The organism is Devosia salina (assembly GCF_019504385.1).
Taxonomy (GTDB): domain Bacteria; phylum Pseudomonadota; class Alphaproteobacteria; order Rhizobiales; family Devosiaceae; genus Devosia; species Devosia salina.
Map to the genome: position 1 here is coordinate 3,587,501 of NZ_CP080590.1, position 26,295 is coordinate 3,613,795.

The 26,295-nt window shown below is 64.2% G+C and carries 26 protein-coding genes (1 of these 26 running past the window's edge); 8 read left to right on the plus strand and 18 right to left on the minus strand.

Annotated features, from left to right (window positions below):
- A protein-coding gene (locus tag K1X15_RS17590; RefSeq protein ID WP_220304878.1) for a M23 family metallopeptidase crosses the window boundary here: on the plus strand, positions 1 to 450 show its end. It extends 1,515 nt beyond the left edge of the window; only the last 450 of its 1,965 coding nucleotides appear in the window; the start codon falls outside the window, past its left edge; the stop codon is at positions 448 to 450.
- Between the two features lie 2 nt (positions 451 to 452).
- Here K1X15_RS17590 and K1X15_RS17595 read toward each other — a convergent pair whose 3' ends face one another.
- From K1X15_RS17595 to K1X15_RS17630, 8 genes are all read right to left on the minus strand, one after another.
- Positions 453 to 794: a VOC family protein gene (locus K1X15_RS17595; protein WP_220304879.1), complete on the minus strand. Its 342-nt coding sequence runs from the start codon at positions 792 to 794 to the stop codon at positions 453 to 455.
- Positions 795 to 1,068: 274 nt separating this feature from the next.
- A complete protein-coding gene (gene clpB / locus K1X15_RS17600; RefSeq protein WP_220304880.1) occupies positions 1,069 to 3,684 on the minus strand; it encodes an ATP-dependent chaperone ClpB in 2,616 nt (871 codons plus the stop codon).
- A gap of 179 nt (positions 3,685 to 3,863) precedes the next feature.
- Entirely contained in the window at positions 3,864 to 5,015 is a 1,152-nt protein-coding gene (locus tag K1X15_RS17605) for a glycosyltransferase family 87 protein (RefSeq protein WP_220304881.1), read from the minus strand.
- A 131-nt stretch (positions 5,016 to 5,146) separates the two neighbouring features.
- The gene (locus K1X15_RS17610; protein WP_220304882.1) at positions 5,147 to 5,737 is read right to left on the minus strand and encodes a DUF4167 domain-containing protein; all 591 of its coding nucleotides are present in this window, start codon (positions 5,735 to 5,737) and stop codon (positions 5,147 to 5,149) included.
- A 346-nt stretch (positions 5,738 to 6,083) separates the two neighbouring features.
- The gene (gene prmC / locus K1X15_RS17615) at positions 6,084 to 7,031 is read right to left on the minus strand and encodes a peptide chain release factor N(5)-glutamine methyltransferase (protein ID WP_338033499.1); all 948 of its coding nucleotides are present in this window, start codon (positions 7,029 to 7,031) and stop codon (positions 6,084 to 6,086) included.
- Positions 6,965 to 8,041: a peptide chain release factor 1 gene (prfA, locus tag K1X15_RS17620; RefSeq protein WP_220304883.1), complete on the minus strand. Its 1,077-nt coding sequence runs from the start codon at positions 8,039 to 8,041 to the stop codon at positions 6,965 to 6,967. Before prfA ends, prmC begins: the two co-directional genes overlap by 67 nt.
- A gap of 443 nt (positions 8,042 to 8,484) precedes the next feature.
- The gene (gene ptsP, locus K1X15_RS17625; RefSeq protein ID WP_220304884.1) at positions 8,485 to 10,755 is read right to left on the minus strand and encodes a phosphoenolpyruvate--protein phosphotransferase; all 2,271 of its coding nucleotides are present in this window, start codon (positions 10,753 to 10,755) and stop codon (positions 8,485 to 8,487) included.
- Positions 10,756 to 10,827: 72 nt separating this feature from the next.
- The gene (locus K1X15_RS17630) at positions 10,828 to 12,093 is read right to left on the minus strand and encodes an aspartate kinase (RefSeq protein WP_220304885.1); all 1,266 of its coding nucleotides are present in this window, start codon (positions 12,091 to 12,093) and stop codon (positions 10,828 to 10,830) included.
- A gap of 182 nt (positions 12,094 to 12,275) precedes the next feature.
- Between K1X15_RS17630 and ubiG the strand changes: the two genes are divergently transcribed.
- Positions 12,276 to 13,013, plus strand: a complete 738-nt coding sequence (gene ubiG / locus K1X15_RS17635) for a bifunctional 2-polyprenyl-6-hydroxyphenol methylase/3-demethylubiquinol 3-O-methyltransferase UbiG (RefSeq protein ID WP_220304886.1) — start codon at positions 12,276 to 12,278, stop codon at positions 13,011 to 13,013.
- A 61-nt stretch (positions 13,014 to 13,074) separates the two neighbouring features.
- Here the strand turns inward: ubiG and K1X15_RS17640 are convergent, their stop codons facing one another.
- Both K1X15_RS17640 and K1X15_RS17645 read right to left on the minus strand, forming a co-directional pair.
- The gene (locus tag K1X15_RS17640; RefSeq protein ID WP_220304887.1) at positions 13,075 to 13,911 is read right to left on the minus strand and encodes a hypothetical protein; all 837 of its coding nucleotides are present in this window, start codon (positions 13,909 to 13,911) and stop codon (positions 13,075 to 13,077) included.
- Positions 13,912 to 14,118: 207 nt separating this feature from the next.
- Complete coding sequence (locus K1X15_RS17645) at positions 14,119 to 14,490, minus strand: hypothetical protein (RefSeq protein WP_220304888.1); 372 nt, start codon at positions 14,488 to 14,490, stop codon at positions 14,119 to 14,121.
- Between the two features lie 168 nt (positions 14,491 to 14,658).
- Between K1X15_RS17645 and K1X15_RS17650 the strand changes: the two genes are divergently transcribed.
- Complete coding sequence (locus tag K1X15_RS17650; RefSeq protein ID WP_220304889.1) at positions 14,659 to 15,264, plus strand: hypothetical protein; 606 nt, start codon at positions 14,659 to 14,661, stop codon at positions 15,262 to 15,264.
- 672 nt (positions 15,265 to 15,936) lie between these two features.
- On the opposite strand, the gene K1X15_RS17655 is transcribed toward K1X15_RS17650, so the two are convergent.
- Positions 15,937 to 16,473, minus strand: a complete 537-nt coding sequence (locus K1X15_RS17655) for a dihydrofolate reductase family protein (RefSeq protein WP_220304890.1) — start codon at positions 16,471 to 16,473, stop codon at positions 15,937 to 15,939.
- 384 nt (positions 16,474 to 16,857) lie between these two features.
- Here K1X15_RS17655 and K1X15_RS17660 point away from each other — a divergent pair, with 384 nt between their 5' ends.
- Together K1X15_RS17660 and ilvD are read left to right on the plus strand one after the other, a co-directional pair.
- The gene (locus tag K1X15_RS17660) at positions 16,858 to 17,355 is read left to right on the plus strand and encodes a hypothetical protein (RefSeq protein ID WP_220304891.1); all 498 of its coding nucleotides are present in this window, start codon (positions 16,858 to 16,860) and stop codon (positions 17,353 to 17,355) included.
- Between the two features lie 627 nt (positions 17,356 to 17,982).
- Positions 17,983 to 19,836 (plus strand): dihydroxy-acid dehydratase, encoded by a 1,854-nt coding sequence (ilvD, locus tag K1X15_RS17665; protein WP_220304892.1) that lies wholly within the window; start codon positions 17,983 to 17,985, stop codon positions 19,834 to 19,836.
- A gap of 272 nt (positions 19,837 to 20,108) precedes the next feature.
- Here ilvD and K1X15_RS17670 read toward each other — a convergent pair whose 3' ends face one another.
- The 6 genes from K1X15_RS17670 to K1X15_RS17695 all read right to left on the minus strand — a co-directional run bounded on the left by K1X15_RS17670 (position 20,109) and on the right by K1X15_RS17695 (position 23,840).
- Positions 20,109 to 20,972 carry an aldo/keto reductase gene (locus K1X15_RS17670; RefSeq protein WP_220304893.1) on the minus strand — a complete coding sequence of 288 codons (864 nt, stop codon included), beginning with the start codon at positions 20,970 to 20,972 and terminating at the stop codon, positions 20,109 to 20,111.
- A gap of 85 nt (positions 20,973 to 21,057) precedes the next feature.
- Positions 21,058 to 21,411, minus strand: coding sequence for an MmcQ/YjbR family DNA-binding protein (locus tag K1X15_RS17675; RefSeq protein WP_220304894.1), 354 nt, complete (start codon positions 21,409 to 21,411; stop codon positions 21,058 to 21,060).
- Entirely contained in the window at positions 21,408 to 21,830 is a 423-nt protein-coding gene (locus K1X15_RS17680) for a DUF1178 family protein (protein ID WP_220304895.1), read from the minus strand. The genes K1X15_RS17675 and K1X15_RS17680 overlap by 4 nt, the downstream gene beginning before the upstream one ends.
- A gap of 67 nt (positions 21,831 to 21,897) precedes the next feature.
- Positions 21,898 to 22,725, minus strand: a complete 828-nt coding sequence (locus tag K1X15_RS17685) for a carbon-nitrogen hydrolase family protein (protein ID WP_220304896.1) — start codon at positions 22,723 to 22,725, stop codon at positions 21,898 to 21,900.
- A gap of 6 nt (positions 22,726 to 22,731) precedes the next feature.
- Complete coding sequence (gene grxC, locus K1X15_RS17690) at positions 22,732 to 22,986, minus strand: glutaredoxin 3 (RefSeq protein WP_220304897.1); 255 nt, start codon at positions 22,984 to 22,986, stop codon at positions 22,732 to 22,734.
- A gap of 38 nt (positions 22,987 to 23,024) precedes the next feature.
- Positions 23,025 to 23,840 carry a ComF family protein gene (locus K1X15_RS17695; RefSeq protein ID WP_240549544.1) on the minus strand — a complete coding sequence of 272 codons (816 nt, stop codon included), beginning with the start codon at positions 23,838 to 23,840 and terminating at the stop codon, positions 23,025 to 23,027.
- Between the two features lie 45 nt (positions 23,841 to 23,885).
- Here K1X15_RS17695 and K1X15_RS17700 point away from each other — a divergent pair, with 45 nt between their 5' ends.
- The 3 genes from K1X15_RS17700 to K1X15_RS17710 are packed head-to-tail and all read left to right on the plus strand — an operon-like array spanning position 23,886 to position 25,935.
- The gene (locus tag K1X15_RS17700) at positions 23,886 to 24,719 is read left to right on the plus strand and encodes a methyltransferase domain-containing protein (RefSeq protein WP_220304898.1); all 834 of its coding nucleotides are present in this window, start codon (positions 23,886 to 23,888) and stop codon (positions 24,717 to 24,719) included.
- The gene (locus K1X15_RS17705) at positions 24,716 to 25,363 is read left to right on the plus strand and encodes a glutathione S-transferase family protein (RefSeq protein ID WP_220304899.1); all 648 of its coding nucleotides are present in this window, start codon (positions 24,716 to 24,718) and stop codon (positions 25,361 to 25,363) included. The genes K1X15_RS17700 and K1X15_RS17705 overlap by 4 nt, the downstream gene beginning before the upstream one ends.
- Positions 25,360 to 25,935, plus strand: coding sequence for an AAA family ATPase (locus K1X15_RS17710; protein WP_220304900.1), 576 nt, complete (start codon positions 25,360 to 25,362; stop codon positions 25,933 to 25,935). The genes K1X15_RS17705 and K1X15_RS17710 overlap by 4 nt, the downstream gene beginning before the upstream one ends.
- Here the strand turns inward: K1X15_RS17710 and K1X15_RS17715 are convergent.
- On the minus strand, positions 25,904 to 26,236 hold the full coding sequence (locus K1X15_RS17715; RefSeq protein WP_220304901.1) for a DMT family transporter: 333 nt from the start codon (positions 26,234 to 26,236) through the stop codon (positions 25,904 to 25,906). The genes K1X15_RS17710 and K1X15_RS17715 overlap by 32 nt on opposite strands.
- Positions 26,237 to 26,295: the final 59 nt, after the last annotated feature.

Genomic DNA, 26,295 nt, shown 5'->3' on the forward strand with positions numbered 1-26,295 from the left:
ATCCACCCCATTTTCAAGACCCGCAAGCTGCACACCGGTGTCGACCTGGCCGCCCCCTCCGGCACCCCGATCTATGCGGCCGGTGACGGCGTGATCAAGTGGTACAAGTGGCAATCGGGCTACGGCAACAAGGTCGAACTGCAACACGTCAACGGCTATGAGACCGCCTATGGCCACATGTCCCGCTATGTCGACGGACTGGGCGTCGGTTCCCGCGTGCGGCAAGGCCAGATCATTGGCTATGTCGGCTCGACTGGCCAGTCGACTGGGCCGCATCTGCATTTCGAGATCAAGATCAACGGCAACCTGGTCGATCCGCTCAGCGTCAAACTGCCCAAGGACAATGTGCTGGCCGCTCAGTATCGCGACGAATTCAACCAGACCATTGCACAGATCAACGACCTGATGGCACGCGAACCCGCCCCCGTTTCAGTCGCCCAGAGCAACTGACCCTATTCGGGCCGATCGACATAGACGGCCAGTTCGTTTCCGCCAGGCTCGCGGAAGTGAAAGCGCCGCCCGCCCGGAAAGTCGAACTGCGGACGGGTGATGACGCCGCCGGCAGCCCGCACCCGGCGCTCGGCATCGTCAAGATCATCGGTCCTGACCACCGCCATGGTGGCGGCAACCCGCTCGCTTGCCTGATCAACACCACCACCGATGCCGGCACCCTCGATCCCGTCATAATCGGGTCCATAGCTGGTCACACCCCAGCCAAAGGCCTCCTGGAAGAAGCTGCTCGTCCGAGACCGGTCACCCGAGGGGAATTCGATATAGTCGATACGCTCGGCCATGACGCTCTCCAATCGCCGCTTGTCCAGCAATGTTCCGTTTTTGTTCTAAGACAGATTTGAATCCCTGGCAAGTCTGCCTGGCAGCGCCTTCGGTTTCTTGTTGGCCGGCGACGACCTGATGGCGGCCGGCGTGGCTCTGGATTGCCGGCGTTCGGCCACGATGAGCACATGACGAGTGTGGTCATTAGCCTCGGCGCCCCGCCCTATCTCGCCCCCTCAACCAAGGGAAGGGCCAGTCGTCAGACCGGCCCTTCTCCACCATGTGCCCACCTGTTCATGCAGCCGCTCCGGTTTCGGCCTTGCCGCCTGGCAGCAGCACGATACCGCTGTCATCGGCATCGACCACCACGCGCCCACCATCGCTGACCTGGCCTGACAGGATTTCCTCTGCCAACTCGTCCTGCACTTCACGCTGGATGACGCGCTTGAGCGGACGGGCGCCATAGGCCGGGTCATAGCCTTCATTGGCGAGCCAATCACGGGCCCGAGGGGTCAGTTCCAGGCTGATGTCGCGATCCTTGAGCAGGGCTTCGAGGCGCCCGAACTGGATATCGACAATATTGCCCATATGTTCGCGGCCAAGACGGTGGAACAGCAGGATCTCGTCGATCCGGTTGAGGAACTCCGGCCGGAACGCGGCCTTGACTGCATCGAGCACCTTGCCGCGCGCCAGCTCCACCGACTCCCCGTCCTTGAGCTCGACCAGATATTCGGCACCCAGGTTCGAGGTGAGGATGATCACCGTATTGCGGAAATCGACGGTGCGGCCCTGGCCATCGGTCAGGCGCCCATCGTCGAGCACCTGCAGCAGCACGTTGAACACATCCGGATGCGCCTTTTCGATCTCATCGAAAAGGATCACCTGGTAGGGCCGCCGCCGCACGGCCTCGGTCAACACACCGCCTTCATCATAGCCGACATAGCCCGGAGGAGCGCCGATCATGCGGGCGACAGAGTGCTTTTCCATGAACTCGGACATGTCGAGCCGGACCATGGCGGTCTCGTCGTCGAACAGGAACTGCGCCAGTGCCTTGGTCAGTTCGGTCTTGCCGACACCCGTGGGCCCGAGGAACATGAACGAGCCGATCGGCCGGTTCGGATCCTGCAGGCCCGCGCGAGAGCGGCGCACCGCCTTGCTGACGGCCTTGACCGCTTCGGCCTGGCCGATGACCCGCGCAGCCAGCGAGCTTTCCATGTGCAGGAGCTTTTCCTTCTCGCCTTCCATCATCCGGTCCACCGGAATGCCGGTCCAGCGCGACACCACCTGGGCAATGTCGGTTGCCTCGACGGTTTCCTTGGCCATGACCGGGTCGGGCTTGCCGTCGCCATCCGCGTCATCGGCGGCGGCGAGCCGCTTTTCGAGATCGGGGATGACGCCATAGGCAAGCTCGCCGGCCTTGGCCAGATCACCCTGGCGCTGCGCAATTTCCAACTGCGACCGGGCGGCATCGAGCTCTTCCTTGAGCTTGGTCGATCCCTGCAGCCTTTCCTTTTCGGCCAGCCACTTGGCCGACAGGGTCTGGGCCTGCTCCTCGAGGCCGGCCAGATCCTGTTCCAGCCGATCGAGCCGCGTCTTGGAGCCTTCGTCGGTCTCCTTCTTCAGCGCCTCGCGTTCGATCTTGAGCTGCATGATCTTGCGATCAAGCTCGTCCAGCGCCTCGGGCTTGCTGTCGACGGCCATGCGCAGGCGTGCCGCCGCCTCGTCCATGAGGTCGATGGCCTTGTCGGGCAGGAAGCGATCGGTGATGTAGCGGTTGGAGAGTGTCGCTGCGCTGACCAGGGCCGAATCCGCGATGCGGATGCCATGGTGCAACTCGTACTTCTCCTTGAGGCCGCGCAGGATCGAGATCGTGTCTTCCACCGTCGGCTCGCTGACGAAGACCGGCTGGAAGCGCCGTGCCAGGGCCGGGTCCTTTTCGACATGCTTGCGGTATTCGTCGAGCGTGGTGGCGCCGACGCAATGCAGTTCGCCCCGCGCCAGGGCAGGCTTCAATAGGTTGGACGCATCCATGGCGCCCTCGCTCTTGCCGGCCCCAACAAGGGTATGCATCTCGTCGATGAAAAGGATGATCTGCCCTTCGGCCGCCTGCACCTCGGAGAGCACCGACTTAAGGCGCTCCTCGAACTCGCCGCGATATTTCGCGCCGGCGATCAGTGCGCCCATGTCCAGAGCCAGCAGGCTCTTGTTCTTGAGCGATTCAGGGACGTCGCCATTGACGATGCGGATGGCGAGGCCCTCGGCGATGGCCGTCTTGCCCACGCCCGGTTCACCGATCAGCACCGGATTGTTCTTGGTACGGCGGCTGAGCACCTGGATGGTGCGACGGATTTCCTCGTCGCGACCGATCACCGGGTCGAGCTTGCCCTCGCGCACATCCTGCGTCAGGTCGCGTGCGTACTTCTTGAGTGCGTCATAGGTATTTTCGGCCGAGGCACTGTCGGCGGTACGACCCTTGCGAATGGCCTCGATGGCGGTGTTGAGCCCCTGGGCGGTCACGCCCGCCGAGCTCAGGATTTTACCCGCATCGGTGTCTTTCTCGATGACCAGTGCCAGCAGCAGCCGCTCCACCGTGACAAAACTGTCGCCGGCCTTCTGGGCGGCCTGTTCGGCCGTGTCGAAGACCCGCGCCAATTCGCGGCTGAGATAGAGCTGGCCGGCATCGCCGGAGACCTTGGGAATCTTGTTCAGCGCCGCTTCCACACCGGCGCGCGCCGCCTTGGGATCACCCCCGGCGCGTTCAATCAGGCCATTGGCCATGCCCTGGTCGTCGTCGAGCAGGACCTTGAGCAGGTGAACCGGCGAAAACTGCTGGTGGCCCTTGCCCAGTGCGGCTGTCTGCGCGCTCTGGATGAAGCCGCGCGAGCGCTCGCTGTATTTCTCGATATTCATGCAACTCTCCTTGTCTCGCCCGCCACCCGGCCCCAAAGGCACCGGCGCGACGGCGGAAGCGTCGTTTGGACAATGCCCGGATCGGCGCATCGTTCGGGTTAGATGTAGGTATTGCCGACCGGAACAAAAGGGGTCGGCTCACACAATAGTGGGCATGGGCAAGGCGACCTTGCGTCCGGTCAAATCAGCAGCAGCAGGACGAGAATGACGAATGGGGAAATCGGCAGGCCGACCAGATTGAGCCCCACCACCATCTGTGGCAGCGCCAACACCAGAACCGAAAAGACACAGACAGCCAACTCGCCGCGCTGGCCCGGCGCGAACCGCCGCAACGCCACCAATGCGGCTACAGCCACCATGGTCAGGTCGTAATTGTGCAGATAGGGCGTCAGCAGCGCTGTTCCCGCCAACACCACGCCCGCCCGACGCATCGGCTCTTGCACGCTCCGCAGACGCCAGCCGGCCAGCAACACGACAGGCACGGCCAGGGCGAGATGCAGCATGAGGGCCAGATCCCCGTCGCCAGTGAGGATGCGCAACGCCATGAACACCGACGGGATCATCAACATGAAGGGCCCGGTGCCATGCCGCTCGAGCAGGCTGAGCCCGGGCAGCGTCACCCCGACATAGTCGGACCAGACGATGGATCCGAAAACAAGCCAGGCCAGACCCACCAATACCAGCGTCACCGCGCTGGTGAGGAGGATCGCCCGCCAGCGCCGCTCGACCAGCCAGAACAAGGGCAGCAGCAGACCCATTTGCGGCTTCATGGTCAGGAGCGCCGCGGCCGTCGCCGCTCCCCCCTCCCTGCCCAATCGGGGCGCGAGCGCCAGTAACAGCAGCCCTGTCGCCAGATTGCCGGTCTGGCCATAGAAGAGGCACAGCAGACAGGCGGGCGAGAGCAGAATGATGGCGGTCTCCATCGCACCCAGGCCCAGCCGCCGGCAGCCGTATCCCAGCACCGCCAGGCCGAGCAGTGACCACAGGGCGAGGGCGGGGTAAAAGCCGACAAGGCCGAAGGGCCACGCCAGCAGGAGGGAATGGGGCGGATAGGCCCAGAACCGGACCCCGATCGGCGCCCCCGTCAACCCCACCTGATAGGCCATGAGGGTCTTATAGCGGTAGATGTCCTCCGCCCGCCCCTCAAGCACCAGCCGTGCGGCGGACCAGAGATTGACGAAATCGCCGCCCACCGGCGTGCCATTGGCGTAAAGGAGCCCCGCAATGCCCAGCGTCGGCTCGACCTGCTGCCAGGCAAACCAGGCCAGATGGACAAGGCAAAGTCCCAAAAGGGCAATGTGAAAAGGATGGCGCTGGCTTGGCACTGACACACTCGGGCTTACCCGAACGCTAGTCACAAGGACTTAAGGCCGGGTTGAGAAAGCCAGTGTGGGGCCGTTTGCAGCAGCGGGGATAAAAATGCCGGGCTCAAGGCCCGGCATCTGCATCATTCTGGCTCGGCCTATTCGGCCGCATTGCCCGTCAGGAAGGCGGGCAGTTCCGGCACGTCGGGCTGCGGCGCATTGGCCGGATCGGCCCCGGCCTCGCCACCAGCGGGACGACGGCGGCGCGGACGGCGCTCCCGCGGCTTGCGCGGTGCCTGTTCGCCCTCGCCTTCGGTGGCAGCGGCGGTTTCCTCGACGGGCTGGGCCGGAGCCTCGCCCTGCGGTGCCTCTGGCTCGCTCTCATTGCCCTGCTGCACATGCTGTTGCGGCTGGGGCGAGGAGAAGCGGGAATTGACGTCATTGGCATCGTCGTCGAAATCCACCTCGTCCTGGCTCTGCCCTTCACGCGGGCCATTCATGGCCTGCTGGGCGGAGGAGACGATGCGGAAATAGTGCTCGGCATGCTGCAGATAATTCTCGGCCATCACCGAATCGCCCGAGGATTGGGCGTCGCGGGCGAGCTGCAGATATTTCTCGGCGATATGGGCGGCGTTGCCGCGCACCTTCACATCGGGGCCGTTGCTCTCGTAATTGCGCGACAGCGGATTGACATGCTTGCGTCCGCCGTTCCGGCCACGCTGCCGGTTCTTGTTCTGATTAGGTCTCATCGGGTCGCTTTGTCTAACTCAAAAAGTTAAGCGTCACATCATGGGGCTGACCGGAGTATAGGAGGCCCGATCCGGCCCGTGACCCCGGCGGTGGTAACTGCGCACCGTGCGGGATTTGTCTGGCTTCATGAAGACCGAATGCGGTCGGCAGCGACCTACGGAAAAGTCCGTCCCATCCTCGCGTCGTTCCGGCCCGCCGGAACCGTGCCGCATATCGCAGCTCAATGCATTTTGGATCGGGTGTGATCGCTGCGGCGCCCATGATGCGCCGTTGACAGCACACATAGACTAACCGCTTCGCTCCGGCTTGACCAGCACAAACTGCGCTTGGGCTTAACCGGATGGTCTAGTTATCCCCCAAGTGGTGCGCCACGACCACACGATCAAGGCCGTTAAGGTCCTTGTGAACGCCGATTTCGCCAAAGCCCTGTTGGGCCAGAAGGGCGGGCACGCTCGCCCCCTGGTCATGACCGATCTCCACCATCACCCAGCCACCAGGCCGGAGAAAGTGCGCGGCTTCGGCAGCAATGACCCGATAGGGCGCCAGCCCGTCCGGCCCGCCATCGAGCGCCAGGCGGGGGTCGAAATCCTTCACCTCGGGCGCGAGCGTCTCGACCACGGCGCTGGTGATATAGGGCGGATTGGAGAGGATGAGATCGAACTTCTCTGCGCTCCGGCCAGCCGGAGGGGCAAAGGCCAGCGCCGCGAACCAGCTGCCCTGCGCAAAGGCGAGGCGATCCTCCACCCCATGCCGCGTCGCGTTGGCACGCGCCATCGCCAGGGCCTCGGCGCTGAGATCGGTGGCAAGGCCAGTGGCGTCCGCTCGGCTGGCAAGGATCGAGATGGGAATGCAGCCGGTCCCGGTGCCCAGATCCAATAGACGTCCGCCCTGCGGCAGGCGCTCCAATGCCAGTTCGACCAGCAATTCGGTATCCGGCCGCGGCTCGAGCGTGGCCGCGTTGAGCCCGAAAGTCAGTCCGAAGAAGTCCTTTTCGCCGATGATGCGGGCCACCGATTCCCCGCTCATGCGCCGCTGCAGCAGTTCCGCCACCCGTGTGACGGCCTCAGCCGGGACAGCGTCCCGCTCGCGCAGGGCCAGTCCCAGCGCATCAAGGCCCAGCGCATGGCCGGTGAGCAGTTTGGCGTCGAGCGCTGCGGTCGCAAAGCCCAGCCGGTCGAGGACGTCGCGCCAGCCGCGCCACAGCGCCCCGATGCTCTGCGCCTCGCTCAGTTCACCTGCTCCATGGCCGCCAGCTGGGCCGCCTGGTGTTCGGTGATCAGTGCCTCGATCAATTCGTCCAGCGCCTCGCCGGTCATCACCTTGTCGAGCTTATAGAGCGTCAGGTTGATGCGATGGTCGGTCACCCGGCCCTGCGGGAAATTATAGGTGCGGATGCGCTCCGAGCGATCACCGGACCCCACCTGCCCCTTGCGCTCGGCCGAACGGGCGCTGTCGCGCTCCTCGCGCTGCATTTCATAAAGGCGCGAGCGCAGGACGATCATCGCCTGCGCCCGGTTCTGGTGCTGGCTCTTCATGGCCGAGGTGACCACGATGCCGGTCGGAATATGGGTGATGCGCACCGCCGAGTCGGTGGTGTTGACGTGCTGGCCGCCGGCACCCGAGGCCCGCATGGTATCGATGCGGATATCCTCGTTGCGAATTTCGATGTCGATATCTTCCACTTCAGGCAGCACCGCGACAGTGGCGGCCGAAGTATGGATGCGTCCCGATGCCTCGGTGGCCGGCACGCGCTGCACCCGATGCACGCCGCTCTCATATTTCATCCGGGCATAGACGCCCTTGCCCGAGACATTGGCGATGATTTCCTTGAAGCCCCCCATTTCGCCGGGACTCTCCTCCATCACCGTCACCTTCCAGCCCCGGCCCGCGGCATAGCGCTCATACATGCGGAACAGGTCGCCCGCGAACAGGGCCGCCTCGTCGCCGCCCGTGCCGCCCCGGATCTCGAGGATGATCGACTTTTCGTCGGCCTCGTCCTTGGGCAGGAGCAGGATGCGGATCGATTGCTCGAGCGTCTCGATGGCCGCGTCGAGTTCCTCGATCTCGGCTTCCGCCATCTCGGCCATTTCCTTGTCGCCGCTCTTGAGCAGCGCCTCGGCCTCCGTGCGGTCGCGCAGCGCCTTCTTGTAGGCACCGATTTCACCCACGATCTCCGAGAGGTCGGAATGCTCCTTGGAGAGCCGGGCCAGCTCGTCGGGGCTGGCACCACCCGACAGCGCCGCTTCAATATACTGGAAGCGGGTTTCGAGGGCGTCGAGCTTGTCCTGGGGGAGGCTGGGCATGGTCAAGTCTTTCGGGGCAGATGTCAGGCTGGCTGTAATGATCAGGACCGGCAAGCGCAAGGGTCCAGGCGGCCGGCAGGATCGATATGGGCATGGCAATGCCCCGGACCGCCCGAAGCTTCCGGTTTGAATGGACGTATCCCGAGGCGCGTGCGTCTCAGTAAAACTAAGTAATAGAGACGTCGCCGCCTCGGGACGCCGGTTTTTCGTAAAGGTCTCGGTCCCCATTGAACGCTCGTCGCAGGGTGACCGCTTCCTGGACGCGCAACTGGAGCGACCCAGCTACGCCCGGCTCCCCCCGCAAAGTTCGCTGCAGTCCGTCCGCGCGGGAGTGATGGGGGGAGTATGGGGGATGGTTTTGGGGGCGGGGATTACTTTGTTTGAGCTGTTCTTGCGTCGGCTCTGGCTGGTGCGTGGATAGCCCCACCCAAACGCGCTTGCCCCTACCCCATCGGCAGGTTTTGCTTTTCCACCCACTCGGTGAGCAGCTCGCGGATCGAGTGGCCATCGGCGCCAACGCTGAGGGCGGCCGCCACCGCCTCCTGGATCGGCCGCAATTCGAGATTGAGGATCATTTCCTTGATCGGACCGATCGAGGCCGGACCCATGGAAAGCCGCGTCATGCCAATGGCCATCAGCGCCAGCGCTTCCATCGGCTTGCCCGCCAGCTCGCCACACATGGTGACCGGCTTTTCGTGGCGCGCCGCCGCATCGACGACTAGGCGGATGGCGCGCAGGCGCGGCAGGGCGATAGGATCATAAGCCTTGGAGACGCGCGGATTGGCCCGATCGGCTGCCGTCAGGAACTGCACCAGGTCATTCGAGCCGATCGATACGAAATCGGCCTCGGGCAGCAATTGATCGAGCTCGAACAGCAGCGAGGGAACCTCGACCATGGCGCCGATCTCGATCTTCTCCGGCACCGTTTGCCCGGCGCGCTTGAGCCGCTCGATCTCCTTGCGGAGCACCAGCTTGGTCTGGCGGAACTCGAAGGTTTCGGTGACCATGGGCACAAGGATCTTGAGCGGCCGCCCGTGCGCCGCCAGTAGCAGCGCCCGGATCTGGGTGCGCAACAGGCCGGGCCGGTCAAGCCCAAGCCGGATCGAGCGATAGCCCATGGCCGGATTTTCTTCGGCCGCCGAACGCAGATAGGGCACCACCTTGTCGCCACCGATGTCGAGCAGGCGGAACACCACCGGGCGCGTTCCGGCGATCTGCATCGCCTCGGCATAGAGATCGACCTGTTCAGCCAGGCGCGGCAGTCGGCTGGCGATCATGAACTGCAATTCGGTGCGGAAGAGCCCCACCCCGGCCGCACCGGTATCGTCCAGCATGGGCAGGTCCGCCACCAGCCCCGAATTGTGCAGGAGCGTGATTTCGATGCCGTCCTTGGTGACGCTCGGCCTGTCCTTGAGGGCGGCGTAGTGAGCGCGGCGGCGTGCCGAAATCCGGACCTTGTCGACATAGGTCTGCTCGATATCCGGCGTCGGGCGCAAATGCACCTGACCCAGGGGCCCGTCGATGATGATGTCGTCGCCGGTCTCGCACATGGAGACGATGGACTGCGCCTGCCCCACCGCCACGATCCCTAGAGAACGGGCGACAATGGCGACATGGGCGGTGGCGCCCCCCTCCTCGAGCACGACGCCGCGCAGCTTCTTGCGGTCATATTCGAGCAGCTCGGCCGGCCCCATATTGCGGGCCACCAGAATGGCGTTGTCCGGCAGCTCCTTGCGCCCGAGCGTCTGTCCGTCGCCCGTCAGCACGCGCAGCAGCCGATTGGCCAGATCGTCCAGATCATGCAGTCGATCGCGAATATAGGGGTCGGTCTGGCGCTGCATGCGCGCCCTTGTGTCGTTCTGCACCCGCTCGACCGCCGCTTCGGCCGAAAGCCCGTTGTCGATCGCCTCGGTCAGCCGGTTCACCCAGCCCCGATCATTGGCGAACATGCGATAGGTCTCGAGGATTTCGCGGTGATCCGAGGTCGGCTGCATGTCGCCATGATCGAGCATGGCGTCGATGGAAACGCGCATCGAGGCCAGGGCGGCGTCCAACCGCTGCTTTTCGGCATCAGTGTCCTCGGCGATGAAATTGGTCACCACCACGCGGGGATCGTGGAGCACCACGGTCCCGAGCGCTATCCCGTCGGTGAAGCTGACGCCATTGAACATGCGAGGTCGCCTGAGGTCGATATCCGACCCGGGCTTGATCAGATTGTCGAAATCGCTGGTAGCGATCATCTCGGCCAGGATTGTGGCCGTGGTCAGCATGGCCTCGGTTTCGTCCTCGCCATAATGCCGCCGCTCGGCATTCTGCACCACCAGCACGCCCAGCGTCTGGCCGGCTCGCAGCACCGGCACGCCGAGAAAGGAATTGTATTTTTCCTCCCCCGTTTCCGGGCGGTAGGCGAAGGCGGGGTGACTGGGCGCGTCATCAAGGCTGAGCGGTTCGGCCTCGGCGGCGATGAGGCCCACCAGGCCCTCGCCAAGGCGAAGGGTGGTCATGTGCACCGATTCGGCCTTGAGGCCGCGCGTGGCAAACAGCTCGAGCGCGCCGTCGTCCCGCAGCACGTAGAACGAGCACACATCGGCACGCATGTTTTCGGCGATCAGGCCCACGATCTTGTCGAGACGATCCTGCGAAGCCAGAGGCTCCGCCATCGTCTCGCGCAATTGCCGCAGCAGCACCCTGGGGCCGCCTATGGTCGTGACCATGCCTCTCCAAGGCGGCCCGCAAAGCCGCCCCCCTTTGTTGGCAGGACGCGGCCCGTGTCCCCTCGACTTCGGTCAGGCGTCCTGTCTGTCCAGACCGTAATAGGTGTGCAGAGCGCGAACCGCAAGCTCGGCATATTCTTCGTCGATCAGAACCGAGGTCTTGATTTCCGAAGTGGTGATGAGCTGGATATTGATGCCCTTGTCGGCCAGGGCCTTGAACATCGAGGCGGCAACGCCGGCATGCGAACGCATGCCCACGCCCACCACCGAAACCTTGGCGCCGCCCCGCGAACCGGAGAGCCGCGCATATTCGAAACGGCCGCCATTGTCCTCAAGCGCCCGGACGGCCTTGTCATATTCGCTGTCTGGAACGGTGAAGGTGATATCGGTGGTAGCGCCATCATCGGCAATGTTCTGCACGATCATGTCCACGATGATGCCCTTGTCGGCCAGGGTGCCGAAAATGGCGGCGGCCACGCCCGGCTTGTCCTTGACGTCGCGCAGGGTGATCTTGGCCTCGGCCTTGGCGAGCGTCACGCCCGAAACGATCTGCTTTTCCATGATCTCTTCCTCATCGCAGACGAGAGTACCCGGGACGCCGGGCGTGCCATCGGGCGCGATCTGCGGCGCGTCCGGGTCATCGAAACTGGAGCGGACGGTCAGGCGCACCTTGTGCGCCATGGCCATTTCCACCGAGCGGATCATCAATACCTTGGCCCCGAGCGAGGCCATTTCCAGCATTTCCTCGAAGGAAATCTTGGTCAGGCGCTGTGCCTTGGGCACGATGCGCGGATCGGTGGTGTAAACGCCGTCAACATCGGTATAGATATCGCAGCGATCCGCACTGACCGCCGCCGCCACAGCCACGGCCGACGTATCCGATCCGCCCCGGCCAAGGGTCGTGACGCGGCCATGGGGCGAAATGCCCTGGAAGCCGGTAATGACCGGCACCCAGCCATCCTTCATGCGCTTGTCGAGTTCGGTCGGGTCGATCCCGGTAATGCGCGCCGCGCCATGCGCATCGTCCGTGTGGATGGGCACCTGCCAGCCGGCAAAGCTGCGCGACTGGATGCCCATTTCACTGAGCACGATGGCCATCAGCCCGGCCGTCACCTGCTCGCCCGAGGCCACCACGGCGTCATATTCGCGCGCGTCGTGGAACTTCGATGCTTCATTGACCCAGCCGACCAGCTCATTGGTCTTGCCGCTCATGGCCGACACCACCACGGCAACCTCGTTGCCGGCCTCGACCTCGCGCTTGATATGGCGCGCCGCATTGCGGATGCGCTCGACACTGGCAACCGAAGTGCCACCGAACTTGACGACGATACGGGCCAAGACACATTCCCCGCTGGGCCGCCGAACCCGGCGGTACGCTTAATTGTTGCGCGCGGACATGCCACAAAGCCGGTGCACAATCAATGGGCATGGGGGCGGGCCATCGCAGCGCCCCTGCGACAGGGCGCGCCTTGCCCCGACCGCCTCCGCGGGGCCATATGAGGGCAAACGGGAGCCCGATCATGACAGCCACCACCGTCAACGATGCCGAGATCGCCAAGTTTGCCGCCATGGCCGAGCAATGGTGGGACCCCAAGGGCAAGTTCAAGCCGCTGCACAAGTTCAATCCGGTGCGCATGGCCTATATCCGCGACCACCTGGTCAGCCATTTCGGCCGCGACGCGCAATCGATCCGGCCCTTCGAGGGGCTGCGCATTCTCGATGTCGGCTGCGGGGGCGGGCTTTTGTGCGAGCCGCTGACCCGGTTGGGCGCCAGCGTCACCGGCATTGATGCGGCGGAGCGCAATATCGCCATCGCCAGGATCCATGCCGAACAATCCGGACTGGCCATCGACTATCGCGCCACCACCAGCGAGGCGCTGGTCGCGGCGGGGGAGCGCTTCGATGTGGTGCTGAACATGGAAGTGGTCGAGCACGTCGATAATGTGCCGCTCTACATGAAGAGCTGCGCGGACCTCGTGGCGCCGGGCGGGCTGATGTTCACCGCCACGCTCAACCGCACGGCCCGCTCCTGGGCCCTGGCGATCATCGGGGCCGAATATGTGCTGCGCTGGTTGCCCCGGGGCACGCATGACTGGAAGAAATTCCTCACCCCCGAGGAGATCAACGCCCAGTTGCGCCGCAACGGGCTCAAGGTCATCGACCAGACCGGCGTGACCTTCAATCCGCTGGCCGATGAATGGCGCACCTCCCCCGACATGGCGGTCAATTACATGGTGCTGGCCACCCGCCCCGCCTGAGGCGCCAGAAGACCGGCCGCGGGCAGGCGGCCGGTCCCCCACGGTCTGACCGGAGGCAGGGTCAGAACACGTAGACCATCAGCGTCGCACCCTGCTTGTGCACGCCCAGCACATGGCCCGGACGGTATTGGGTGCGGCTGAGCGCGGCGTTGATCAGCGGATCCTGCGCCACCGCGCCGAGCAGGCGGTGATATTCGCCATTACCGGCGAGCCAATTGGCCATCTGGCGCCGGAGATCGGCGCAGACCTTGATCGGAATGAGCTGGATGCCGCTCGCCCGGTTCCAGCCGCGGGTCGTGCTCTGGTTGAACAGCGCCAGCAATTGGTTGGAATTGTAGCCCGCACAGGCCGCGGTGATGTCCGGCGCCGAGCTGCCGCCATGGCCGCGATTGGTGAAGATCGCCGTGCCGCCACTGGTGCCATTATTGCCATTGGTCCCATTGGTGCCGGGCGTGCCGTTCCCACCATTGCCACCATTGCCGCCATTGCCACCATTGCCGCCACCGCCATTGCCGCCGCCGATATTGATGTCGATCAGCCCGTTGGAGCCGCCGACATTCACATTGGCGTCGAGGCCACCGAGATTGGCATCCACATCCACGACCCCTTCGGACCCCAGCACGACGGCATCGACGATGGGGCTCGAGCCGCCGCCGACATTGGCGGTGACCACGCCATCGCTGCCGCCCAGGCCGACATTGACCAGGCCGCTATCGCCGGCATTGCCCGAATTGAGGGTCACCAGGGCCCCGCTATCGGCGCCCCCGACAATGCCGAGCACACCCGAATCGGCGTCGCCGCCGCCCAGGACCCCACCCAACAGGCCATCAGCCGAAGCCAGGGTGGGCATCAACACGGCCGAGATGATCGCGACCGAAATCATACGCTTGTAGAACATGACGAACTCCCGAAATTGCGATGGCTCTTGCCACCAATTCCGGGATGATCGCGGCGAGCGGCCGCGCCGAAATCCGCACATCTACCTATCGGGCGCCGGCCAAGCGCCCGCGTGGTAAATGCGCCTGGTTAAACGCGCGGCCTCGCATTGTTTTTCAACGACAATTCGCGGTAACCATAGGCCGGAGAAGACGTCACCGGGCCGCCCTCACGCCTTGAGCAGGTCCTCCTTCCGCACCGCCAGCACCAGCCGGTCGCCTTCCACCCGGTCGATCTGCTCGGGGAAGATGTAGCGGTCGGCCGCGAACAAGCCATCGGCATCGAGCCGGACAAAGCCCTCGCGCAGCGCCTTTTCCTGCATTTCGCGCGGCAATTGGTCATCGGGACGGAACACATCGGCGAGAATGCCCGCCAGCGTCTCGCGCTCCTCTTCAAAGACCGGGCTGACGCCGGCGGCATCCACCTCGGGCTGGCCCGGCACTTCATCGGTGACCCGGAAAGTCTCGATGGTGCCGATTTCATGCATGGCGCTGTCGACCACACTCATGCCCTCATGAAGGGTCTCGGGAATGGCGTGCATGGTGTCCTCCTATGATTTGCCAGATCAACGCCGATCCCCTTTTTCCCGTTCCCGCCGCGCATCCGCGCGAAAAAAGTGATCGCCCGAAGGGAAAACGTGAACGGCCGAGGGTGAACCAAATCGCCTCTGAGGACATTGGCGAGTTGACCAATTCTTGAGTGATTGCCGATGTTTGCTTGCACCCGGGCGCTCGCTGCGCTTGGCATGGTTGGGCTTTGCCTTGTCGCGCCCGCCTATGCCCAGATTGCCCCTGGCACTGCCGAAAGACCCGACGAGGCCCTGTTCGTCTTCGGCGGCCCCCTTACCTCGGGCAATTTCAGCGACGCCATCCAGCCAGGGCGGTGGGACCTGGAATCCAATGTGTTTGTGGGCGCCGGCTACCAGCACTTCTTCTATTCCTATGAAAGCTTCCAGCTCGGGCTCGAAGCCGGGCTGGGCGTGCGCGTCGGCACCCCGGTTTCCGCCGAGGCCTGGGCGGGACTGGTCGGCCGGCTGAGCGAATTCGAGATCGGCCCCATCAACATAACGCCCTCGATCACCGGCGGGCTCTCGGTGGTGACCGATACGATCGGGGCGGAAACCACCCGCACGGCCGCCGCCGGCGAAAGCGCCGCCATTCTCTATTACCTGGCGCCCGAAATTGCCGTGTCGCATGACGACCACCCCGAATGGGAAGCCTTTGGCCGCATCCAGCACCGCTCCGGCGGCTTTGGCACCATTGCGCATATCGACGGATCAAATGCCCTGACCCTGGGACTGCGCTACAAGTTCTGAACCACGGGCGGGGTGGAGGTGCCGCCCGGCCTTGCGGCTTGCGGGTGCAGGGTGAAAAGTCCCTTTCGCCCCAAGTTTCAGAAGAGGCGAAAGCCACTTCCCACGAACAGGACTTCGGACGCACGCATCGAGCGGCCCCCTTGCGGGTTGTTGCCCCGGATCACGGAATGGATGCGTCCGGCAATGGTCCGCCGGTGGGGCCTCGCGATGGCGCTTGGTCCCGATCTCAAGCCCGTGCCGCCGGCAACCGGCCGGTGGTCAGCATACACGCCTCCGCCCGATCGACACCGTGCGGCCTGCCTCCTCACCCGGCACTTCGTCGGTACCGCGTGTTGTCGGCGAGGTCGAGGGCAGCATGGGGGACGTTTCTGCCCCGGGGATAAGATTGTTTCGGATCGTCGTCGAGGCGGAAATGGGGTGGATTCCTGCCCGGCCGCCTCTGGGTGGCGGAGCTGAAAAAGCGGCCATTCAGGCGGCCGCCGCACTTCGACAGCAACGCGTCCCAATTCGGCCATTCAGACTGCAACCGCGACCTGCCGAGAGCCGCCGGTCTGCTTACTCAATCAAATCGGCGGTGACGTGGTGGGGAGGTGGGGGAAGCCAAGCGAACGAGAATTGGTCATGCTCTTGCTTCCGCTGGCCGCCCCGACCTTTCGTCGCAATGGTCTTTGATTACGTTTTGACCCGATAGCGCGACTGCACCAGTCCAGACGGGAAGCTCTTGGTCTCGACATGCTTGAGCACGACATCATCATCGAGAGCGCCAAACAACGGTAATCCTTCCCCAATCAGGACAGGGACGCGGCTGATCACCATATCCTCGATTAGCCTGGCCCGAAGGAAAGACTGGATAACGGCGCCGCCGTCGATATAGACGCCACGCCAACCGCGCTCCTCTGCGATCATCATGGCTTCGTTGGGTGAAGCATTGATGATTTCAACACTGCCTCGAAGCGCATTAGGAACATCGGAGCCTGCCAGTGTGCGGCTCAACACCAGCACCGGCTTTTCGTAGAACCACGGCTCGATGTCTTTGACAGCCTCGAATGTTCCACGCCCCATGATGATGCCGTCAACCTTAGCCATGTGAGCATCAAAACCATGGTCCTCACCGAGGCTCGAGAATCCAGTGAGCCATTCGATATCGCCATCACGCCGCGCGATAAAGCCATCCAGGCTTACTCCGATAAACACATGTCCTGTGGGCATTGCCGATCTCCATTGTTGAGGTCGATGCAGCTATCCCTGCCTCCTGTCAGCCAATGGCAGCAAGATCGGCGACCGCTTATGCGATGTTCAGGACAGTCTTTTCGCAGCCGGCAACCTTTCTAGTGACGCGCAAGCTCATGCTTAATGACTGCTTTTATAGTCGGGTAGCCATGCAGGAACCGACCGAAATGGGGTCGACTGCCGCCCAGCGATTTGGGGGTGGCTTGCGGACCGGGGGGTTCTGAGTGAGGCGGCAAAGAGAGTTGCCATCCCGCCGGGAGAGTGTCCCCGGCCAATTCACCGGAATTGATTAAACGTTGGGACTTTGCCGGCACAGTCTACCGACTAATGTGAAGCACATTTGCTCATCATTGAGGGCGAGCATTGAGACAGACTGTTACCTTCGGCAAGAAAAACGCCATATCTGTTCCTGTTGGTGATGCGCGGCAGAAGGGGTTGAGGCCGGCCCCTCTCATAGCGATCAGCATGGGTGCTGCACTCGTGTTGACTGCGGGCGCTGTGTTCTTGTGGTCCGCCCGACAACCCCCTGCACTCGGCGGCGCGATACAATCGGCCCGGGGTTTGGAATTTGTTATGCAGGGAATTGAAGCCTGCTTGCCGGAAGCAGCCCGACGGTTTTGGAAGGGGACTATCGTCCCTCCTGTCGCTGCTCAGCTGTTTGTGGCCCACGTTGACGCCATATCCCGCAACAACGGTACGGCCGAAGTGGAGCTTTACTTCAATGAGGTGGTCGGGCCTATTCTAGCGAGCTGGGACGAACCGGATCGCATACTGTTCATGGGCCTACTTGAGAATGGCTTAGTGAGCGGACAAACCCGCTCCTGCGTCATTTCCAACGCGAAAGCCAATCCTCCGGATTGAGTGCTGTTGTACTTCGACTGCTCTACTGGGGCAGCAGAACGGCAGGTTTCGGGCAACTGCTTCGTCAGCTCTAACGACAACAATGGCGTCGGAAGCGGCCGCGCGCGTTCAAACAGAAGTCTCCGAACAACCGACAAACTGGATGCGACACCTCCCCCTTGACGGGGGAGGCAGCGCAGCTTGGCCGTCAGGCCCTAGCGGAGCTGGTGGGGGTACGCCGCGCACTGGTAACCAGCATCCTGCTCGGGATTTCCCCTCCCCACCCCTCCCCGCAAGGGGGAGGGTGTCGCATCGAGTAAGAGCGCCCCCCGTGCGGCACGGATCGGATGAGCTGCGGTGAGCATCGGCTGATCTGTTTTGTGGCGGGTTTGCAGAGATGCGCCGCAATGACGGAACGACCGAAACAGCGTCGAAACCGCCCCTGTTCTGTCTCTTTGTTTCCACCCCGCCGGCCCCTCGTTTGCCCTGTTGCCCTGTCGCTTCATCTTCTCGCCCGAACGTCATTGATCCAATCACCCGTACCGTACGGTACGGTACGGAAAATCCTTGCTGGCGGGTATGAATGGGTCTAAACAGGGGCCAGTGAACAAAACCGGCCCCACCGGCACCTGACCGAGGATACCAGCCATGCCTGCCTATCGTTCCCGCACCACCACCCATGGCCGCAACATGGCCGGCGCGCGTGGCCTCTGGCGCGCCACCGGCATGAAGGACGGCGATTTCGGCAAGCCCATCATCGCGGTGGTGAACAGCTTCACCCAGTTCGTGCCCGGCCATGTGCATCTGAAGGATCTCGGCCAGCTCGTCGCCCGCGAGATCGAGGCGGCCGGGGGCGTGGCCAAGGAATTCAACACCATTGCTGTCGATGACGGCATCGCCATGGGCCATGACGGCATGCTCTATTCCCTGCCCAGCCGCGACATCATCGCGGACTCGGTGGAATATATGGTCAATGCGCATTGCGCCGACGCCATGGTGTGCATTTCCAATTGCGACAAGATCACCCCCGGCATGCTCAATGCCGCCATGCGCTTGAATATTCCGGTGGTCTTCGTCTCAGGCGGGCCGATGGAAGCGGGCAAGGCGATCGTCAAGGGCAAGCTGCAGGCGCTCGACCTGGTCGATGCCATGGTGATGGCCGCCGATGACCATTACACCGACGAAGAAGTGCAGGCCGTGGAAGAGGCCGCCTGCCCCACCTGCGGTTCCTGCTCGGGCATGTTCACCGCCAATTCCATGAACTGCCTGACCGAAGCGCTGGGCCTGTCGCTGCCGGGCAATGGCTCGACGCTGGCCACCCATTCGGACCGCAAGCGCCTGTTCCAGGAAGCCGGGCACCTGATCGTCGACCTCGCCCGCCGCTATTACGAGCAGGAAGACGAGAGCGTGCTGCCGCGCTCCATCGCCACCAAGGCGGCGTTCGAGAACGCCATGAGCCTCGACATTGCCATGGGCGGCTCGACCAATACCGTGCTGCACATCCTGGCGGCGGCCCATGAAGGCGGCATCGACTTCACCATGGACGATATCGACGCGCTCTCGCGCAAGGTGCCGGTGCTGTCGAAAGTCGCGCCGGCCAAGCAGGACGTGCACATGGAAGACGTGCACCGCGCCGGCGGCATCTTCGCCATTCTCGGCCAGCTCGACCGCGCCGGCTTGATCAACCGCAAGGAGCCCACGGTGCACGCCGCCACCATGGGCGATGCCATCGACAAATGGGATATTTCGCGCACCAATTCGGAAAGCGTGCGCCAGTTCTACATGGCCGCGCCGGGCGGCGTGCGTACCACGGAAGCCTTCTCCCAGTCCAACCGCTGGAAGGAGCTGGACACCGACCGCACCAATGGTGCCATCCGTTCGCCCGACAATCCCTTCTCCAAGGATGGGGGCCTGGCCGTGCTCAAGGGCAATATCGCCCTCGATGGCTGCATCGTGAAGACGGCCGGCGTGGATGAATCCATCCTCAAGTTTACCGGCCCGGCCCGGGTGTTCGAGAGCCAGGATGCGACGGTCAAGGCGATCCTTTCCAACGAGATCAAGGAAGGCGACGTGGTCGTCATCCGCTATGAGGGCCCCAAGGGCGGCCCCGGCATGCAGGAAATGCTCTATCCCACGAGCTATCTGAAATCCAAGGGCCTGGGCAAAGCCTGTGCACTGTTGACTGACGGACGCTTCTCGGGCGGCACGTCGGGTCTGTCCATCGGCCATGCCTCGCCGGAAGCGGCCGAAGGCGGCGCCATTGGCCTGGTGCGTGAAGGCGACATCATCGAGATCGACATCCCCAACCGCACCGTCAATGTGCTGGTGAGCGATGCCGAGCTGGCCGCCCGCCGCGCCGAGCAGGACAGGCTGGGCTGGAAGCCCGCCCAGCCGCGCAAGCGCAAGGTGACGACAGCATTGAAAGCCTATGCGGCCCTGGTGACCTCGGCCGCCAAGGGCGCGGTGCGCGACACCAAGGCAATCGACGAGTTGTGGCACTGAGGGGCACCCCTCACACCACAGTTCCGCCCTCGGGCCTGACCCGAGGGCCACGATCAACAACTCGCAAGCGACGCGTGGTCCTCGGGTCAAGCCCGAGGACGGAACCGCGACAGCATGAGGCAAACCGCCCTTGCGACATTCGCGTGACAACCGCCGCGCCCGGTGCTACATCGCCCGCAGCCAACCAGCGGCCTGCCAAGGCCTGCTGGCCTGGTCAGGCTCGATAGCGGGGATTCCACCCTCCCTATCGGGCCGACCCGAACCTCCCCACATTACCGGCCAATGGCGTCCAGCGTGGCGAAATCCTCGTCGCTGAGCGCAATATTTGCCGCCGCGACATTGTCCTCGAGATGCTTCAGCTTGCCCGTGCCCGGAATGGGCAGCATGACCGGCGAGCGCTTGAGCAACCAGGCCAGGGCGATCTGGCTGCCACTGGCGCCATGCCTGTCCATGACCGCCCGGGCCTCCGCATGTCCTTCGACCAGGTCACCGCCGGCCAGCGGGAACCAGGGGATGAAGCCGATACCGTTCTGCGCGCAATAATCGAGCACCGCTTCGCTCTGCCGATGAGCGAAATTATAGCGGTTCTGCACCGTCGCCACCTTGAAGTGGCGGCCGGCCTCCTCGATATCCGCCACGCTCACCTGCGACAGGCCGACATGGCGGATAAGACCGTCCTGCTGCATCTCGGCAATGACGCCAAACTGCTCGTCGCGAGGCGTCTTTGTGTCTATGCGGTGCAATTGCCAGAGGTCGAGCCGCTCCAGCCGCAAGCGCCGCAGGCTGGTCATGACGCCCTGGCGCAGGAATTCGGGCCGCCCCAGCTGGTGCCATTGATCCGGCCCGGTGCGGGTCAAGCCGCTCTTGGTGGCAATGATGGTCCCCTTGTCATAGGGCGCCAGCGCCTCCCCGATCAGGTCCTCGCTGACATAGGGACCGTAACTCTCCGCGGTATCGACGAGGTTGACGCCGATTTCGGGCAGGCGCCGCAGCACGCGCATGGCCTCGTCGCGGTCGGCCGGCGGCCCCCAGATCCCCTTGCCGGTGATACGCATGGCGCCAAAGCCGAGCCGGTTGACCGTGAGGTCACCGCCAATGGCAAAGGTGCCCGACCGGGAAGCGTCGAGTTCTGTCATGTCTTTACTCCGTGAATTTGGGACGGCTGTCTGCGAGGAGGGCGCATACCGGCCAACGCCGCGACGACCGGAAGGTTCAACCCCGTCAGACAATGCCCAATTCGGTGCGCAGCTTCTTGGTCAGCCCCTTGGCGACCAGCGCATGCGAGCGCGTGGCATAGGCCAGGACGTCGTCATCGCTCAACTCGGAGCCTGCCGCGACGCTCACCCATTGCCGCTTGGCGAAATAGGCGGCCTGCGTCACGCCATCGAGCGCGGTCAGGATATCAAAGCTCTCCTCGCCGCATTTGAAGACCAGTCGATGCGGCGCACTGTCCGAAAGCAGGCAGAACACCTTGCCGCCCACCTTGGCGACACGGGCTTCCCACTGGTCGACAAAGCTCACCCCCGGCAGCGCTGAAAGCGCGGCATCGAAGCCATCGCGGAGAAACAGGCTCAATTGTCCTCGCCCACATCGGGCAGGGGCAGGAACTCCACGCCATCCTCGATCAGGCCGGCCACTTCGTCACGGCTGGCCTGGCCATAGATGCCGCGCGCCTCGGTCTCCTCGAAATGGATTTTGCGCGCCTCCTCGGCAAAGCGGTCGCCGACATTCTCGGCTTCGCTGATCACCTTGTGCCGGTATTCGCGCAGCATGGCGCGGATCTTTGCGGCATCGGGATGGGCGGCGCTGAGCGGCACGCGCTCGGCATCGGTGCGGGCAACGCTGGGCGCCATCGGCGCCTTCTCGACCCGGGCATCGCCGCACTGGGCACACGAGACAATGCCGCGCGCCTGCTGTTCGTCATAGGCGGCGGCGTTCCTGAACCAGGCCTCGAAGCGATGCCCTTGCGAACATTGAAGCGAATATTGGATCACGGCTCTTCTTGGTCTTTGCTGGCGGCGCGGGGCAGCGCCCTTTCTCACTTCATATAAGAGGATCGGATCAGCCCTGCAAATCCGGGGCCGCGAAGTCACGCGCATTGGCCAGCGCCGGCACCCGCCCGCGGGCCTCGGTGACGGCCTGCGGATCGATCTCCGCCACCACGACGCCGGGCCGGTCGTGATCGAGCTCGGCGATCACCTTGCCCCAGGGGTCGATAATCAGCGAATGACCATAGGTCGCCCGGCCATTGGCATGATGCCCGCCCTGCGCGGCCGCAATCACATAGGAGCCGGTCTCGATGGCCCGGGCCCGCAACAGCACATGCCAATGCGCCTGGCCGGTTGGCACGGTAAAGGCCGCCGGCACCGCCATCAGCGTTGCCCCGGCATTGGCGAGGCTGTTGTAGAGGCGCGGAAAGCGCATGTCGTAGCAGATGGAAAAGCCCAGGGTAAAATCCCCGAGCGCAGCCGTCACGGCGCGCTCGCCCGCCTTGTAGGTGGCGCTTTCGCGATAGGCATTGAGCCCGGCAATGTCGGCATCGAAGAGGTGGATCTTGTCATAGGTGGCGGCCTGCGCCCCATCCGGCCCGAACAGCACCGAGCGATTGGCAAAGCGCCCGTCCTCGAGCGGGATCGGCAGCGAGCCGATATGCACGTGCATGCCATGCTGTCGCGCAAGATCGCCGACGCGCGCCAGCTGCGGGTGCCCCTCGAAGGGGGCCGCCACCGATTTGAGCTGGTCACGGTTTTCCGGAAAGATCAGGGTGACTTCGGGGGTCAGCGCATAGCGCGCGCCCGCGGCTGCCGCCTCGGCCAGCAGCGGTTCGAGCGCAGCAAGATTGGCCTCGGGGTCGAGGCCGGAGCACATCTGGATGGCGGCGATTTTCATGCCTAATTATTGCCCCAGCAGTGGATCGAGCCCGCCGCGCCGGTCGAGCGCCGCCATGTCGTCATAGCCGCCCACATGGGTGTCGCCGATGAAGATCTGCGGCACGGTGCGGCGGCCATTGGCCCTTTGGGTCATCTGCTGGCGCAGGTCGGGGTCGAGAACCGTGATCTCCTGGTAATCCACCCCCTTGTCGCGCAGCAGCGATTTGGCGGCGTGGCAATAGGGACAGGTGGGCGTGGTGTAGATCTCGACCTTGGCCATGGGCAGTGCGGCTCCGAAAAATCAGGGCTATTGCCCCTTTATATGGGCAGTTCCTCGCCGATGACAACGCGCGCAAAGGTGAGAACATTCACCTCTCCGGCACCGGCGCGCCTCAGCACTCGCGTCACCGCCTTGACCGTGGCCCCGGTCGTATAGACGTCATCGACCAGCACGACGGGCCTGCCCTGGAGTCGCTCCATGAACAGGTTGTGAACCGAAAACGCTCCCTGCACATTGCGCAGCCGCCCGTCGCCGGAAAGCCCGACCTGCTGGCGGGTCCTCTTGTGGCGGATCACCAGATGCGGATCGACACCAAGGCCGGTCAGCCGTCCCAGTTCCCGCGCCAGCAGCATGGACTGGTTGTAGCGGCGAAGGCGCAGGCGGCTGGCATGCAAGGGCACCGGCACGATCAGCGGACCCGCATCCCAGAATTCGCGCCCTGCCCTGGCCATCAGCCCGGCGCAAAACCGCGCCAGCTCCGGGCGGTCGCCATATTTGAATCGCGACACCAGCGTACCCGCAACCGTGCCATAGCGCACCGCCGCGCGGGCCCGGGCGAAGGGCGGCGGATCGGCCAGCGCCTCGGCGGACCGCGTCTCACTGCCCAGATCGGTCTCGAAGGGAATGCCCAGCACCGGGCAGAACGGCGCGCTGATCTGGCGCAGATCGCCAAAACAGGCGGGGCACAATACGTCGCTTCCGGTAAGGGGCGCCGCGCAGGCGGCACAGCCCGGCGGGTAGAGCTGGTCGAGCACGGTCCGGCCAAGTCCGGTCAACCCGCGCCCCAGCAGGGTGATAAGGCCGATGTCTTTGACTTCCCCTTCCCCGCTCTCCATAAGAGCAATATTGCCCATGATCTCCGCCGGGCGAAAGCCCCGGCGCCGGCGAAAGCCTCTTTGATGACCACACCGCCCCGCCTGTTCGACGCCGAGCAGATCGCCCGCAACCGCGCCCGCCGCAGCGGCCCCGACAATTTCGTGCGCGATCTGGTGCTCGAGGACCTCGCCGATCGCCTTAGCACCTATAAGCGCGACTTTGCCCGCGCCGTGCTGATCGGTCCGGACGCCGGCACACTGCCGCAGACCCTGGTGACCGCCAATGGCCCGGTGAGCGCGGTGCGCATAGAGGCCTTTGCGGGCGAGGAGTATCCGGCTCTACCCGAAGGCGAACAGGACCTGATCGTTTCGCTCCTGCACCTGCAGGTGGTCAATGACGTGCCGGGCCATCTGGCGCGCCTGCGTCGGGCGTTGAAGCCGGACGGGCTGCTGCTGGCCGCGTTCCTCGGCGGGGAAACCCTGACCGAATTGCGCGAGGCTTTCCTGGCGGCCGACCTTGCCGTTTCTGGCGGCGCTTCGGCGCGCATTGCCCCCATGGCGCAGGTGCGCGATGCCGGCGCCCTGCTGCAACGGGCAGGCTTCGCCCTCCCCGTCGCCGACGTGGAAACCCATCGCGTCCGCTATGGTACGCCCTTCGCACTGATGGCGGAACTGAAGGCGCTGGGGGCCTCCAACCCACTCGCCGACCGGCCGCGCCGCTTCGCCACGCGCAGCCTGCTCGCCGCCGCAGCCGAGGCCTATGCCAGCCGCGACAGTGACCCCGATGGCCGCGTGCGGGCCACGCTGGAGATCATCTGGCTGGCCGGCTGGGTGCCGCATGAAAGCCAGCAAAAGCCGCTGCGCCCTGGCAGTGCCACGGTCAGCATGAAGGATGTGCTGGGCGGATCGACACCATGACGCTGACCATTTGGGGCCGGAGGACCTCGTCCAATGTGCAGGCGCTGATGTGGTGTGTCGGCGAGCTGGGCCTTGCCCACCTGCGTCACGACATTGGCCATGTCCATGGCGGCAATGACACGCCCGAATTTCTCGCCATGAACCCCAACGGGCTGGTTCCGGTACTCCAGGATGGCGATGATGAACCGATCTGGGAGACCGGCGCCATCCTGCGCTATCTGGCCGCCCGCTATGGCCCGGACAGCTTCTGGCCGACCGATCCCGCCCGTCGGGCGCGAGTGGACAAATGGGCCGAATGGGCCAAGCTCAATGTCGCCCTGGGCTTTACCGGCCCGGTCTTCTGGCAGGTCGTGCGCACCGCGCCATCGCAACAAGACCCGCGGGCCATCGCCGAGGCGCTGGCCAGACTGGCGTGCCTGCTGAAAATTGCCGAAGGGCAATTGGCCGACCGTGAATATCTGGCGGGCGATGACTTCACCCTGGCCGATATCCAGTTCGGCCATGTGCTCTATCGCTATTTCGACATCGACATCGCCCGTCCCGCATGGCCGGCGATCGAACGCTACTATGCCGCCCTCGTCCGGCGGCCGGCCTTTGCCGAGCACGTCATGGTGTCCTACGAACCCTTGCGCGTGACCGAATGACTGGCGCGCGCCTCGATCCATTCGCCGGCCATATCCTGATCCTGTCGGGCCATCCCGGCTCTGGCAAGACCACCACCGCCGAGGCGCTGGCGCATCTGCCGGGCCTGCCCAAGGTGCATCTGCATTCCGACGATTTCTGGGGCTATATCAAGACCGGCAAGATCGACCCCTGGCTGCCCCAGTCGCACAGCCAGAACCAGATGGTCATGGAGATTGCCGCGGGCGTGGCCGGCACCTATGCCCGCAACGGCTATTTCGTGGTGCTCGATGGCGTCATCCGGCCCTGGGCCCTGCCGGCCTTCCGGACACTCGGCCTGCCGCTCCACTATGTGGTGCTGCGTACCTCAGCCGATGAGGCGGTGTCGCGCTGCGAGGAGCGCGGTGGCGACAGCCTCACCGACCCCATTGTGGTCCGTTCCCTGCACGCCGAATTCGCCGATTTGGGCGATTATGAGCGCCATGCGCTCGACGCAGGCGGACTGGATCGCGCCGAGGCGGTCGCAGCGGCGATTGCGGCTTTCGCCTCTGGAGCCTATCGGCTCAGTGCACCGCCGACTTCGACAGAAGGTTGATGACCATCACCCCGGCAATGATCAGCCCAATGCCGACAATGGCCCAGGCATCGAGCCTCTGGCCATAAAGAGCAAAGCCGATCAGCGAGACAAGCACGATGCCGGCGCCCGACCAGATGGCATAGGCGATGCCGACCGGAATGGTCCTGAGCGTCAGCGACAGGCAATAGAAGGCCACGCCATAGCCCACGATCACCAGAATCGACGGCAGTACTTGCGTGAAGCTCTGCGATGCCTTGAGGGCGCTGGTGGCAATCACCTCGGCGATGATGGCGATGGCGAGAAACACATAATTGGACATGAGGGGCTCCGGCGGCGGCATCTTGTGAACCCGAAGCGTGAAGCCTGCAAGACAGTCCG